This is a genomic window from Mangrovicoccus ximenensis (assembly GCF_003056725.1).
In the GTDB taxonomy this organism is placed as follows: domain Bacteria; phylum Pseudomonadota; class Alphaproteobacteria; order Rhodobacterales; family Rhodobacteraceae; genus Mangrovicoccus; species Mangrovicoccus ximenensis.
The window spans coordinates 199,882-212,732 of the sequence record NZ_QBKZ01000015.1; the positions used below are offsets into that span (position 1 = coordinate 199,882).

Annotated in this window: 13 protein-coding genes; 5 read left to right on the forward strand and 8 right to left on the reverse strand. The window is 68.9% G+C overall.

The annotated features are described in order from the left end of the window. Positions 1-6 precede the first annotated feature (6 nt). The 3 genes from C7T91_RS16940 (at position 7) to C7T91_RS16950 (ending at position 5,951) form a co-directional block, all read left to right on the forward strand. Positions 7-1,506 (forward strand): tripartite tricarboxylate transporter permease, encoded by a 1,500-nt coding sequence (locus C7T91_RS16940; protein ID WP_108260272.1) that lies wholly within the window; start codon positions 7-9, stop codon positions 1,504-1,506. 499 nt (positions 1,507-2,005) lie between these two features. Continuing rightward, positions 2,006-2,689 (forward strand): efflux RND transporter periplasmic adaptor subunit, encoded by a 684-nt coding sequence (locus C7T91_RS16945; protein WP_236638359.1) that lies wholly within the window; start codon positions 2,006-2,008, stop codon positions 2,687-2,689. A gap of 7 nt (positions 2,690-2,696) precedes the next feature. Continuing rightward, positions 2,697-5,951 carry a multidrug efflux RND transporter permease subunit gene (locus tag C7T91_RS16950; protein WP_108260274.1) on the forward strand — a complete coding sequence of 1,085 codons (3,255 nt, stop codon included), beginning with the start codon at positions 2,697-2,699 and terminating at the stop codon, positions 5,949-5,951. Between the two features lie 273 nt (positions 5,952-6,224). Here C7T91_RS16950 and C7T91_RS16955 read toward each other — a convergent pair whose 3' ends face one another. From C7T91_RS16955 to C7T91_RS35980, 3 genes are all read right to left on the reverse strand, one after another. Further along, positions 6,225-6,455 carry a hypothetical protein gene (locus C7T91_RS16955; RefSeq protein ID WP_108260275.1) on the reverse strand — a complete coding sequence of 77 codons (231 nt, stop codon included), beginning with the start codon at positions 6,453-6,455 and terminating at the stop codon, positions 6,225-6,227. Positions 6,456-7,084: 629 nt separating this feature from the next. Beyond that, on the reverse strand, positions 7,085-8,230 hold the full coding sequence (locus C7T91_RS16960; RefSeq protein ID WP_108260276.1) for an alpha-hydroxy acid oxidase: 1,146 nt from the start codon (positions 8,228-8,230) through the stop codon (positions 7,085-7,087). A gap of 173 nt (positions 8,231-8,403) precedes the next feature. Continuing rightward, positions 8,404-8,874, reverse strand: coding sequence for a hypothetical protein (locus C7T91_RS35980; RefSeq protein WP_145962918.1), 471 nt, complete (start codon positions 8,872-8,874; stop codon positions 8,404-8,406). Between the two features lie 179 nt (positions 8,875-9,053). On the opposite strand from C7T91_RS35980, the gene C7T91_RS16970 reads away from it, so the two are divergent. Next, the gene (locus tag C7T91_RS16970) at positions 9,054-9,629 is read left to right on the forward strand and encodes a hypothetical protein (RefSeq protein WP_108260278.1); all 576 of its coding nucleotides are present in this window, start codon (positions 9,054-9,056) and stop codon (positions 9,627-9,629) included. A gap of 315 nt (positions 9,630-9,944) precedes the next feature. Beyond that, on the forward strand, positions 9,945-10,148 hold the full coding sequence (locus C7T91_RS16975; protein ID WP_108260279.1) for a hypothetical protein: 204 nt from the start codon (positions 9,945-9,947) through the stop codon (positions 10,146-10,148). Between the two features lie 191 nt (positions 10,149-10,339). On the opposite strand, the gene C7T91_RS16980 is transcribed toward C7T91_RS16975, so the two are convergent. From C7T91_RS16980 to C7T91_RS17000, 5 genes are read right to left on the reverse strand one after another with little or no spacing between them, the layout of a single operon-like run. Continuing rightward, on the reverse strand, positions 10,340-11,260 hold the full coding sequence (locus C7T91_RS16980) for a YihY/virulence factor BrkB family protein (protein ID WP_108260280.1): 921 nt from the start codon (positions 11,258-11,260) through the stop codon (positions 10,340-10,342). 1 nt (position 11,261) lies between these two features. Further along, a complete protein-coding gene (locus C7T91_RS16985; RefSeq protein WP_108260281.1) occupies positions 11,262-11,453 on the reverse strand; it encodes a PLD nuclease N-terminal domain-containing protein in 192 nt (63 codons plus the stop codon). 30 nt (positions 11,454-11,483) lie between these two features. Next, positions 11,484-11,696, reverse strand: coding sequence for a hypervirulence associated TUDOR domain-containing protein (locus tag C7T91_RS16990; RefSeq protein ID WP_108260282.1), 213 nt, complete (start codon positions 11,694-11,696; stop codon positions 11,484-11,486). Further along, positions 11,696-12,331 carry a DUF3618 domain-containing protein gene (locus C7T91_RS16995; protein ID WP_108260283.1) on the reverse strand — a complete coding sequence of 212 codons (636 nt, stop codon included), beginning with the start codon at positions 12,329-12,331 and terminating at the stop codon, positions 11,696-11,698. Before C7T91_RS16995 ends, C7T91_RS16990 begins: the two co-directional genes overlap by 1 nt. A gap of 24 nt (positions 12,332-12,355) precedes the next feature. Further along, positions 12,356-12,727, reverse strand: a complete 372-nt coding sequence (locus tag C7T91_RS17000) for a phage holin family protein (protein WP_145962919.1) — start codon at positions 12,725-12,727, stop codon at positions 12,356-12,358. Positions 12,728-12,851 lie beyond the last annotated feature (124 nt).

Here is a 12,851-nt window from a genome sequence, read left to right on the forward strand (position 1 = left end):
GCCCGCATGTATTCCGATCTTCTCCACTCCTTGCCCGACGTTCTCGGGCTGGCCAATCTCGCCGCGATCGTCATAGGCGTGATCGCCGGCATCGTCGTCGGCGCCATGCCGGGGCTGAGCGCCACCATGGCGATCTCGGTCCTCGTGCCGTTCACCTTCGGCCTCGAGCCGCTCGTCGCGCTCGGCCTGATGGCAGGCATCTACAACGGCGCCATGTACGGCGGCGCGATCCCCGCCGTGCTGCTGCGCATTCCCGGAACGCCCGCGGCCGTCGCCACCAGCTTCGACGGCTACCCGATGGCCCAGAAGGGCGAGGGGGGCTTCGCGCTCCAGGTCGCGGTTGTGTCCTCCTCGATCGGCGGCATTGCCTCGGCGCTCGCGCTGATGCTGCTGGCGCCGCCGCTGTCCAAGGTGACGCTGCTCTTCGGCCCGGCCGAGGTGTTCTGGGTCGCGGTCTTCGGCCTGTGCAGCATCATCTTCCTGCTCGGCGGCAACCCGGTGAAGGGCCTGGTCAGCGCCTGTTTCGGCGTCTTCGTCTCGGTGGTGGGCTCGGATCCGATCCTCGGCACCGACCGCTTCACCTTCGGCAAGCTCGAACTGCTCGACGGCGTCAACATCGTCATCCTGCTGGTCGGCCTCTACGCGCTGCCGCCGGTCATCGACCTGCTGGAAACGCCGCTGAAGACCGAGCAGAAATCCGGCAAGCTCGGCACCGAGCCGATCTGGAAGGCGCTGCCGCGCATGACGGGCTTCTGGATGACCTGGCTCCGCTCCTCGCTGATCGGCATCTGGATCGGCATCCTGCCGGGCGCCGGCGGCTCGATGGCGGCCTTCATGTCCTACAACGAGGCGCGCCGCGCGTCGAAGACCCCCGAGACCTGGGGCAAGGGCGAGCCCGAGGGCGTCGCGGCGGCCGAGACCGCCAACAACGCCGACACCGCCTCGGCGCTGATCCCGGCGCTGACGCTGGGCATCCCGGGCACCGCGGTCGCCGCGGTCATGCTGGGCGGCCTGCTGATCCACGGCCTGCAGCCGGGTCCGATGCTGTTCCGCGACAATCCCGATGTCGTCTTCGGCTTCATGTGGCAGTTCCTGTTCGGCGCGATCCTGCTCGTGTTCCTCGGCGGTTCGCTGGCGACCAACAGCTTCGCGCGGCTGCTGAACCTGCCGCGGCCGCTGCTCGGCTCGGTGATCATCGTGCTGATGCTGATCGGCGTCTACTCGATCCACAGCCGGATGTTCGACGTCTACCTGATGCTCGGCTTCGGCGCGATCGGCTACGTGATGGACAAGCTGAAGTTCCCGCTGCCGCCGGTGGTGCTGGGCCTGATCCTCGGGGCCTTCGCCGAAGAGAACCTGCGCCTCGCGCTCAGGATCGGCCGCGGCGACTGGGGCGTGCTCTTCGCCAACACCACGAGCCTGATCCTCGTCGCGCTGACCGTGGCCGTCGTCGTCGGCCCGCTGGTCAAGCGCCGTCTCCAGGCCCGCAAGACCGACGCGTCCTGAGCGATGGCGGGAAGTCCGCATCCGACGGTCCGCGAGGACTGGCTGGCGCTCGGGCAGGAGGAGATCCTCCTGCCCGGGCAGCCGGTGCTTGACGCGCACCACCATCTCTGGGACCGGCCCGAGGGGCTCTATGGCTGCGCCGAGCTCGCCGCCGATGCCGCCTCCGGCCATGACATCCGTGCCAGCCTCTATGTCCAGTGCCGCACCGGCTACCGCGAGGACGGCCCGGAAGAGATGAAGCCGCTGGGCGAGGTGGACACCATCCTCGCTTGGGGCAAGGACAGGCCGCACCATCCGGCGGGCATTGTCGGCTTCGCCGACCTGCAGCTCGGCCGCGGCGCGGCCCCGGTGCTCGACGCGCTGATCGCGGCGGGGCAGGGGCGCCTGCGAGGCATCCGCAACACCACCGCCTACCATCCCGATCCGGCGCTGCGTTCCAATCCGCGCCCGGGCCCGCGCCAACCTGCGCGCCGCCGAGGTCCAGCTCGGCTATGCCGAGATCCGCGCGCCGATTTCCGGGCGGACCGGGAGGGCGCTGGTCACCGAGGGCGCGCTGGTCGCCGCCCAGGGCGAGGTGCTGACCACGATCCAGCAGCTCGACACGGTCTATGCCGACATGCAGCAGCCGGTTTCCGAGCTTCTGGAGCTGCGCCGCGCGCTGGCCTCCGGCCAGCTGAACGAGGTCGCGCCCGGCGCGGCGGAGGTGTCGCTCCGGCTCGATGACGGCGCGCTCTATCCGCATCGCGGCCAGCTGATGTTCTCCGAGGCGGCGGTCGAACGCTCCAGCGGCCAGGTCACGCTGCGCGCCGCCTTCCCGAACCCCGACGGCACGCTGCTGCCCGGCATGTATGTCCGCGTCTCGGTCGAGCAGGCGGTGCGCGAGGACGCGATCCGGCTGCCGGAACAGGCGCTGCGCCGCGATGCCTCCGGCAAGGTGCAGGTGATGCTGGTCAATGGCGAGTGCGTGGCGGAGCCGCGCCCGGTCACCCCCGGCCCCGTCGCGGAGAACCGCGTGACCGTCGAGGAGGGGCTGGCGCCGGGCGACATGGTGATCGTCGACGGTTTCCAGAAGATCGGCCCCGGCGCGCCGGTCGCCCCGGTCTGCTGGAGCGATCCCGCCGGCGACAAGGGGCCGCCCGAGGCCTGCATCCTGCGCCTCGGCGCCCAGGCTCCGGCGGAGTGAGCGCATCATGGCACGGTTCTTCATCGACAACCCGGTCCTGGCCTGGGTCTTCGCGATCTTCATCACCATCGCCGGGCTGCTGTCGCTGCCGCAGCTGCCGGTCGCGCAATATCCGGATGTCGCGCCGCCGCAGGTGACGATCTCCACCCGCTTCGCCGGGGCGTCGCCCGAGGATCTCTACCGGCAGGTCACCCAGCCGATCGAGGAGGAGCTGAACGGCATCGCCGGGCTCCTTTATTTCGAGTCGACCTCCGACACGACCGGCTCGGTCACCATCACCGTCACCTTCGCCTCGGGCACGCCGATATCGCAGGCGGTGGTCGACACGCAGAACCGGCTGAGGCGGGTGGAATCCTCGCTGCCGCCGCAGGTCCAGCAGGAAGGCCTGCTGGTCGAGGAGGCCGGCAGCAGCTACCTGTTGTTCGTGTCGCTCTCGGCGGCGCCGGAAACCGGGCTCGACACGGTCGCGCTCGCCGATTTCGCGACCCGCAACCTGATGAACGAGATCCGCCGCGTGCCGGGCGTCGGCAAGGCGCAGCTGTTCTCGGCCGAGCGCGCCATGCGGGTCTGGATCGACCCGGCCAGGCTGGTCGGGCTCGACCTGTCGGTCACCGACATCACCGCCGCCATCGCCGAGCAGAACGCGCAGGTCTCGGCCGGCTCGGTCGGCACGGATCCGGCGCCCGCAGGCCAGCAGGTGCAGGCGACGCTGCTCGTCACCGGGCAGCTCCGCACGCCGGAGGAATTCGGCCGGATCGTGCTGCGCGCCCGCGACGACGGCGCGCTGGTGCGGCTCAGCGACGTGGCGCGGATCGAGATCGACGCCGAATACTATTCCTTCCGCTCCTACCTGAACGGCCAGGAGGCGGCGCAGATCGGCGTCCAGCTCTCGCCGACCGGCAATGCGCTGGAAACCGCCGAAGGGGTGCGCGCGCTGCTCGACCGGCTGTCGGAGACCTTCCCCGAAGGCGTCAGCCATTCGATCCCCTATGACACCACGCCCTTCGTCTCGGCCTCGATCGAGAAGGTGCTGCACACGCTGCTGGAAGCCGTGGCGCTGGTCTTCGTGGTGATGCTGATCTTCCTGCAGAGTTTCCGCTACACGCTGATCCCGATGCTGGTGGTGCCGATCGCGCTGGCCGGCACGCTGGCGGTGATGCTCTTCGCGGGCTTCTCGATCAACGTGCTGACCATGTTCGCGATGATCCTCGCCATCGGCATCCTGGTCGACGACGCCATCGTGGTGGTGGAGAATGTCGAGCGGATCATGTCCGAGGAGGGCCTGTCGCCGAAGGCCGCCGCAAAGAAGGCGATGGACCAGATCTCGGGCGCCATCGTCGGCATCACCCTGGCGCTGATGGCGGTCTTCGTGCCGCTCGCGTTCTTCCCCGGCTCGGTCGGGATCATCTACCAGCAGTTCTCGCTGACCATGGTGGTGTCGATCGCCTTCTCGGCCTTCCTCGCCCTGTCGCTGACCCCCGCGCTCTGCGCGAGCTTCCTCAAGCCCGTGGAAAAGGGCCATGGCCATGCGAAATCCGGCCCGGCCGGCTGGTTCAACCGCAATTTCGACCGGGCCTCGCGCGGCTATTCGGGGCTGGTCTCCGGACTGGTGCGGCGTGCCGGGCGGATGATGCTGATCTATCTGGCGCTGGTCGCGGGGCTCGGCTGGGCCTATCTGCGCCTGCCGCCGGCCTTCCTGCCGCAGGAGGACCAGGGCTATCTGATCGCCAGCCTTCAGGGTCCGCCCGAAGCCACGTCGTTCCGCATGCGCGAGGTGACCAAGCAGGCCGAAGGCTTCGCGCTCGGCAGCCCCGGCGTGGCCGACATGGTGACGATCCAAGGCTTCTCCTTCTCTGGGCAGGGGCCGAATGCGGCGATCAGCTTCGTGACGCTCGAGGACTGGTCCGAGCGCGAGAGCCCCGATCTGGCGGCGGGCGCGATGGCCGGGCGCCTTTCGGGACAGCTGTTCTCGATCCGCGACGCCTTCGCCTTCGCGATCTCGCCGCCCCCCATTGCCGGGCTCGGCACCGGAGCGGGCTTCGCCTTCCGGCTGCAGGACCGCGCGGGACAAGGCAATGCCGCGCTCCAGGAGGCCGCCGGGCAGATCATGGCGGCGGGCGCCGAAAGCCCGGTGCTCGGCCAGATGTACATCGAGGGGCTGGAGCCGGGGCCGCAGCTGAACCTGCGGGTCGACCGCGAGAAGGCCAATGCCTTCGGCGTCACCTTCGGCGAGATCAACCGCACGATCTCGGTCGCGCTCGGCTCGGGCTATGTCAACGACTTCCCCAATGACGGCAAGATGCAGAGCGTCATCGTCCAGGCGGAACCGGCGGCGCGGGCGAGCCTGGCCGAGGTGATGAAGCTCAACGTGCGCAACGTGCAGGGGGGCATGGTGCCGCTGTCCTCCTTCGCCAGTGCCGAATGGGGCTACGGCCCGGCGCAGATCGTCGGCTATAACGGCTATCCCGCGATCCGGATCAACGGCGAGGCGGCGCCCGGGCATTCCTCGGGCGAGGCGCTGGCCGAGATGGAGCGCATCGCCGCCGGTCTGCCTGCAGGCTTCGCCTATGAATGGACCGGCCAGTCGCTGCAGGAGGTCGAGAGCGGCAGCCAGGCACCGATCCTGATCGGGCTGTCGGTGCTCTTCGTCTTCCTCTGCCTCGCCGGGCTCTACGGCAGCTGGTCGATCCCCTTCGCGGTGATGCTGATCGTGCCGATGGGCGCCATCGGCGCGGTGGCCGCGGCAAGCTGGGCCGGGCTGGCGAATGACGTGTTCTTCACCGTCGGGCTGATCACCATCGTCGGGCTCTCGGCCAAGAACGCCATCCTGATCGTCGAGGTCGCCAAGGACCTGATGGAGCAGGGGCAGGGCCTGATCGAGGCCACGGCCGAGGCCTGCCGGCTGCGCTTCCGCCCGATCCTGATGACCTCGCTGGCCTTCACCATGGGCGTGGTGCCGATGGCGGTGGCCACGGGCCCCTCGGCGGCGAGCCAGAACGCGATCGGCATCAACGTGGTCGGCGGCATGATCTCGGCGACGGTGCTGGGCGTGCTCTTTGCGCCGGTCTTCTTCGTCTTCGTGATGCGGCTGGCCGGCGCCCGCCGCAGGCCGGCGGAGCCTGCGGCGGCGGAGCCCGAGTCAAAGCCTCCGACAGACCCGCGGCGGTTCAGAACGCCCTTGGATGATCTTCACAGAACTGGAAATTGCGCTGCCGCGCCGAAACTCCGCAAGCCGCTGACATGGCCGAATTCCATGAAATAACGCATTAATTTCAAAACCATGGCATGGTTGCGCAACTGGAGCGCAATACCCGCCGCCATGCCATCCCGAAGGCCCTGCCGGCGCCGCGCCCGGGACCGCCTGTCTCCGCGAAACGCCCCGGATCTGCTTCTCGCCGACAATTGCCGGGATGGAGATGCGGCCAGTGCGCCGCTTCATTTCATGCCCCGCCTTGCGCGCAGTCGGCCCGGGACCGGCGGCGGCTTGCGCAGTCCGGGGAGATGCGGGCCGGCCCGGAAGCCGGCCCGCAGGGTGTCACCACATATGCTCCCGGATCCGGGGCCGGTCGCGGTCTTCCGGCAGTCCGATGTCCCGCCGCAGATGCGCGGGCAAATCGGCGATGTCGCGCCGGATCATCGGGGCGCGGACCAGCCCGGCGATCGCGGCGAACACGAAGCGCCACGAGCCGTGCTCGGCGATGAGTGCGTCGATGGACACGGGAAGCGGCGCAGGCGCGCCGAAAACGTCTTGCTTGATCATGGTCATTGCGGAGTCCCGCCCGTGTCGCCACGGAATGCGGGCCTTTCCTTTCGGTTGCTTTGGTTGTGGAAAGATCAGCCGCAGGATCGCCGGACCGGGCGGAACGCGCCGGTTGGGTGGTCTTGATGCTGATCGGAGAAACGAGGGGCCGGGGCCGGATCAGGCAGGTTATGCCTGTCGGTACGATCCCTTGCAGCCGCCAACGGCAAGCCAGAGGGTGGTCTGACGCGGCATGCGCTTGATCGCTGTCATGAAACGTCCTCCTCTGCTGGCTGTGACGGACAGCACGGCCTTAGCCGGGTTTTCCACATTCGCAAAACGAAAAACGCGCCACAGCCGCAGCGCTGCGGCTCCGGCGACACAGCGCAGGGCCTATCAGCCTGTGTGCAAACGGAAACTCCGGACACTCGATGTCGCCTGCAAGCATCCGGCGAACGCTGCGGCGTGCTGCATTTCCCGGCAACCGCTCCGGCGCGCTCCGCTAGCGGGGCATCCGCGGCAAGGCTCCCGGGGGCAGCACTTGGCCAGAGTGTTCCCGGCCGCCGGGCGGAATAGCGGATCGCTGCCCGGCGAACGGGCAGCGATCCCGGCACGGGGGGCCTCCCCTCCCCCCGGCCGGTCCTGTCGCCGCAGCCTCAGCGAAACCGCAGGTTCCCCGGGTTCAGCTCGCCCACCGAGCGGGCGCCCATCAGCCGCATGCCGCGCTCGAGCTCGGCCTTCATCAGCGTCAGCGCGCGTTCGACCCCCGGCTGGCCCGCGGCCGCGAGCGGATAGAGGTAGAACCGGCCGCCGCCGACCGCCTTGGCGCCGAGGCTCAGCGCTTTCAGCACATGTGTACCGCGCTGAATCCCCGAGTCCATGATGACGTCGATGCGGTCCCCGACGGCATCGACGATTTCCTTCAGCTGGTCGAAGGGCGCGCGCGACCCGTCGAGCTGGCGGCCGCCATGGTTCGACAGGATGATGCCGGTGCAGCCGATCTCCACCGCGCGCTTGGCGTCTTCGACCGACATGATGCCCTTGAGGCAGAACTGCCCGTCCCAGTCGCGCACCATTTCGGCGACGTCGTCCCAGTCCATCGAGGGATCGAGCATCTCGGTGAAATAGCGGCCGATCGACAGCGCGCCGCCGCCCATGTCGATATGCGCGTCGAGCTGCGGTAGGCTGAATTTCTCGTGGGTGACGTAGTTGATCCCCCAGGCCGGCTTCATCGCGAATTGCGCCATGCCCCCCAGCGTCAGGCGGAACGGAATCGAGAAGCCGGTGCGCAGGTCGCGCTCGCGGTTGCCGCCGGTGATCGAATCGACCGTCAGCATCATCACGTCGATGCCCGACTCCTTGGCGGTCTGCATCATCGCCTTGTTCAGGCCGCGGTCCTTGTGGAAGTAGAACTGGTAGCATTGCGGCGTGTCGTACTGCTTGCGCAGTTCGGCCATGCTGGTGGTCCCCAGCGACGACACCCCGAACATCGTGCCGAATTTCGAGGCCGCCGCCGCCACCGCGCGCTCGCCGTCATGGTGGAACAGCCGCTGCAGCGCGGTCGGCGAGCAGTAGATCGGCAGCGCCAGCTTCTGCCCCATCACCGTCACCGACAGGTCGATATCCTTCACCCCGGTCAGCACCGACGGCACCAGGTCGCAGGCTTCGAAGCTTTCCGAGTTCCGGCGGTAGGTGACTTCGTCATCCGCCGCGCCGTCGATGTAGTTGAAGATCGGCCCCGGCAGGCGCTGCTTCGCCAGGCGCCGGAAATCGTGGAAGTTGTGGCAATCGCTCAGACGCATGGGCTCCTCCCGCCCCGCAGGGCTCCTGTCCAGTTCCTGTCGGCAGGGTTAGACTCATTTTCCATGTCTGGTCAATCATTCTTGCCAATTCTGGCCATTTCATCGCGATGTGCCGCCCGCCGGAAACTGCCACATCCCAGTTAAAACAACACGTTAATGGATCACTGGATCATTCATGGCCCTCCGCCCGGCGCGACGCCGAACGGGAACATGTCCATGACAACCACGACCACCACGGTGACCGCCCAGTCCTGGAACAACATCGCCATGACCGGCGGCTCGCCATGCACCCAGACCGATCCCAGCCAGACCTCGGCGATCAAGAACGTCAAAGGCAACACCGTCACCCCCGGCACGGGGCGGCTGGGCCGGCACGGGGGAGCACCGACGGCGCCGGGACGACGACCAATTTCTGCGAGGCGATCGTGAACGGCAATCTGGTGGCCGATGTCGCCGAGCGCCGATCGAGCCGGGACCACCTGCTGCATCGCCTCCCATACCGGGACGAGCTCGGGGCCGTTCCGCGGCTCGCCCGCCTCGACCGGCAACGAGCAGTCCGCTGCCAGTGCGGTGTCCGGCGGCGCCCATGCCGGCGAGCTTCGCACCGGGCCGGGCAACGACACGGTCAGCTTCGGCGGCAGCACCGCGGATCTCGAGGAGGGCGACGACTGGATCCACGGCAGCAACGGCAACGATGCGCTCAGCGGCGGCGACGGGGCAAGCTATCGCCATGGCGGGACCGGCTCGGACGTCTTCCAGATCGTCGACGAGAACGACATACCCATGCCTTCGGCGGCACCTCGAGCTGGGATGCCGGCACAGTGTGCTTCCCGACTTACGCGACGAGCCAGGCGGCACCAGTTTCGCCGGCACGTTCGACGCGTCCGCCTCGGCGCTGAACGTGACCCTCCGGGGCGGCGGCCAAGACATGATCTTCGGCGGCGCGGGCGACGACCCGTTCCATAGCGAAGGCGGCAATGACCTGATCGACGCCGGAAGCCGCGACAGCACGGTGTTTCCGGACGGCGTCCCCGGAAGCGACACGGCCGCGGGCAGCGACGGCCATGACGTGCTGTCGCTCTCGGGCAGCGGCGCAGGCACCGGCGGCTTCGACATCCTCTTCTGCGGCGACGGCGCGGGCACGGCCCCAAATGAAAGGACTGGCCAGAGCGCCGGGGTCACCGGCTTCGAAGGAATCGCCGGCTCTGCCAATGCCGATGTCATCGGCTCCGGCGCCACCACCTCGGGCGTCACGGTCCGGAGCGGCGCAGGCCGGGGCACGATCACCGGCGGACCGGGCGGCGACGTTCTGGGCGGCAGGTCGGGCGGCGACCGGATCACCGGCGGCGCGGAGGCCGACATTTTCGTGGTCAGCCCGCAGACGGCAGCGACACGCTGACCGATCTCGACGTCTCGGCGCTGCGCATCGCGGGCGGCGACCCGCTGGTCGGCAATGATGTGACCGTCGGCGATGACGGATCGGAGCAATGCCGTTCCCGGCTTCTCTTGCGGCGAGACGGTCACGTTGATGGGTGCCACCCCCGGCCAAGCCAGCAGCCAGACGTGGGCGCTGCGCATTCCCTGCGCCAGCCGCGGCACGCCGATCCTCGGCGCCCCCGGGCGGTGGAGGCCCTGCGCCCCGGCGATCCCGTGATCGCGCGGGACCGCAAAGCCCGCGCCCCCCGCCGCGCGCCGCATCGGCAGCGGCGCCTCCATGACCGGCGTGCAGACCACGTGCAGCCGCGACGGCGCCGCCGGATCGGCATCGAGATACCAGGCGATCAGGTCGCTGCCGAACTCCACCGAGGCGCTGCCCGGACGCAGCTCCACGGTGGCGCTGGTGCCGACCGCGATCGGCCCCTGTGCGGATACCTGCCCCATCAGCTCGCGCATCACCGCCGATACCGCCGGCGTGTAGATGCCGTGGTGATAGAGCGGCAGATGGACATTCTGCGTGCGCTGGAAGGTCGGGGGACTCGGCATCGGCGGCTTTCCGTCGGTTGTCGCAATTGAGACATATTCGTCATCAAATTGAATACCAGACACTTAAAATGCTGCCGAATGATTCCGGGCAAAATGGTTGACGCGGCCCGGAGGCCGCGCCGCCGGTCACTCCACCGGCAGATACGTATCGGCCGCTTCCGCGCCGCGCTCTCCGATCGGGCGGGGCCGGCCCACGGTGCTGTCGACCTTGGTGTGCCGCTCCAGCTCGGCATTCACCGCCGCGCCCAGAAGGACGACGAGCGCGGAGATGAAGAACCACATCAGCAGCGCGATCACCGCGCCGAGCGAGCCGTAGACCTCGTTATAGGAGGCGAAGCGCTCGAGATAGACGGTGAAGCCGAGCGACGCGACCGCCCAGACCCCCGTGGCCAGGAGCGCGCCGGGGCTCAGCCAGGGCACGCGGGCGGCGCGCCGGTTCGGCGCGATCCGGTAGACGATCCCGAGCGACAGCACGATCAGCCCGATCGCCACCGCCCATTTCGCGGACCGCACCAGCAGCTCGGCCAGGAAGCCGATCGGGATGAAGGCCAGCACCACCGGCAGCACCACGAGCAGCGCCAGAACCGCGGCGGTCAGCAGCAGCAGCAGCACGGTCAGCGCCAGCGAGACCGCGATCTCGCCCAGGCCGCTGCGGTTCTTCTCGCCATAGACCGCGTTCAGCCCGCGGGTCATCGCCCCGACCCCGGCGCGTGCCGACCAGAGCGCCAGAACCAGCGAGGCCGCGCCCGCCCAGCTCAGCGCCGAAGGCGGCGCATTGACCAGCGCCGCGACCTGGCCAGCGATCAGCTCGTAGGCGGTCTGCGGTGCCAGCTGCGACAGCAGCGTGAGCTGCGACTCGATTTCCACGGGATCGGCGAAGACGCCCCAGACCGAGACCAGCGCGGTGATCGCCGGAAACAGCGACAGCAGGCTGTAGAAGGCGACCCCGGCAGCGATCAGCGTCAGGTTCTTCTCGTCGAGCTGGCCGAAGGCGCCCTTCAGCGCCGCCGTCCACACCTGGCGCGGGTAATGCGGCACCAGGCGCATCTCAGACGGCGCCCCGGTTGCCGCGGGGCCCGGCGAAGAGCCAGACCAGAAAGCCGATCAGCGGAAGAAGCAGGATAAACAGCACCCAGAGCACCTTCTTGCCGGTGGTCGCAGGGGATTGCAGCACGGAAACGATGGCCCAGACGTCGAGGACCAGGAGGATCAGGGCGCCGAGGCCCGACACGTCCAGCATGTCAAAATTCCTTTCTTCATGGCCGCGGCCTCAGCCGCGGTCCAGTTCGCTTGCCGATTTCAGCACGCGGTCGCCGTCTTCCTGCTCGATGAGGAACGCGGGCTCCTCCTCGGTGGCGCGGCGCCTGACCTCGGTGCCCTTGATCTCGCGGGTCACGTCCTCGGTGAAGCGCTGCAGCACCTGGCCGGCCCCCGTGCCCTGGCCCCAGGACCAGGTCACGCGGTCGCCGATCGCGATGTCCATCAGTGGCGCCCGTTCGGACGCAGCACCTCCTCGGCGCTTTCGGGCATCTTTTCGCCCATCTCGTCCATCGCCTTGGCGAAATCCTCGGCGAGGTCGTCCATCCGCTCTCCGCCAGTGCCCTCCTTGCCGCGCAGCGCCTTGGCGGCGGCACCGACGGCCAGCGCGCCGAGGCCATAGAGCAGCGGGCCGCGCAGCGCGCCCATGCGTTCGCGGCGGAGCTCTGCCTTGCGGCGCTCCTCCGCATCACGCTGGAATTCCAGCGCCTCGAGCCGCGCCTTCAGCACCTTGACCAGGGCTTCGGTGTCCTTCTCGGCGGTCCCCAGCGCATCCTCGGCGCGGTGGCGGAAGCGCGAGAACCGGGTCTCGGGCTCGGGCTTCGCCATCATCTTCGACACGCCCCAGATCGCCAGCGCCGCGCCGGCGCCGATCGCCGCCGCCTTGCCGGGGTTGGCACGGGCGGCGCGGAAGGCATAGCTGCCGGCATCCTTGCCGTATTGCGAGGCCAGAGTCGCAGCCTCCGCCCAGAGATTGCCCTTGCCGAGCTTCTCGGACAGCTGGTCCAGCGTGTCGGCGAGAGCCTCGCGCTGCTTCCTGATTTCGCGTTCCAGATCTTCGGGGCTCAGTCCCTTGGCCATGGTCAGTCCTCCTTGAATTGCGGATCAGCGGCGGCCCGGCCGCCGGACCCGTCCCGATTTGAAGCCGATCGAGCGCAGCAGCAGCGCCCCGGCAACCAGGCAGGCCAGCGCCGTCGCGCCCAGTCCGCCCGCCACGGCGGCGGTGGCATCGGCCGGCTCCCAGCCGCGCTCAACCAGGACCTGCACCGCGGCGCTCGCCGCGAAATTCATCGCCGTCAGGCCCAGGACGGCTGCGAAGACCGCCAGCACCACGGCAATCACCACATGGCGCAGCGCGCGTTCGATCTCGGCCTTTACCAGATCGACCTCGCCGCGCAGGATGTTCGTCCCCTGCCGGATCAGCGTGCCGATCAGCGTCGTTTCGTCTTGCGGGTCCCGGTCCATCTGCTCTCTCACCTTGTCCTGCGGCGCGCGGCGATGCCGCGGCGCCCGATGATAGCACGGACCGGCCGGACCGCGGGGACGCAAAGGCGGAAGGAAGGCTGGCGCTGGGTCATTCTCGCCTCGAACCGGACAGAAA

Bases quoted from the DNA above. Each gene is read 5' to 3' on its own strand.
- C7T91_RS16940 (WP_108260272.1), top strand. From the start codon at position 7: ATGTATTCCGATCTTCTCCACTCCTTGCCCGACGTTCTCGGGCTGGCC.
- C7T91_RS16950 (WP_108260274.1), top strand. From the start codon at position 2,697: ATGGCACGGTTCTTCATCGACAACCCGGTCCTGGCCTGGGTCTTCGCG.
- C7T91_RS16995 (WP_108260283.1), bottom strand. From the start codon at position 12,331: ATGGCCAAGGGACTGAGCCCCGAAGATCTGGAACGCGAAATCAGGAAG.
- C7T91_RS16990 (WP_108260282.1), bottom strand. From the start codon at position 11,696: ATGGACATCGCGATCGGCGACCGCGTGACCTGGTCCTGGGGCCAGGGC.
- C7T91_RS16955 (WP_108260275.1), bottom strand. From the start codon at position 6,455: ATGACCATGATCAAGCAAGACGTTTTCGGCGCGCCTGCGCCGCTTCCC.
- C7T91_RS16960 (WP_108260276.1), bottom strand. From the start codon at position 8,230: ATGCGTCTGAGCGATTGCCACAACTTCCACGATTTCCGGCGCCTGGCG.
- C7T91_RS16985 (WP_108260281.1), bottom strand. From the start codon at position 11,453: ATGCTGGACGTGTCGGGCCTCGGCGCCCTGATCCTCCTGGTCCTCGAC.
- C7T91_RS16980 (WP_108260280.1), bottom strand. From the start codon at position 11,260: ATGCGCCTGGTGCCGCATTACCCGCGCCAGGTGTGGACGGCGGCGCTG.
- C7T91_RS16975 (WP_108260279.1), top strand. From the start codon at position 9,945: ATGACCGGCGTGCAGACCACGTGCAGCCGCGACGGCGCCGCCGGATCG.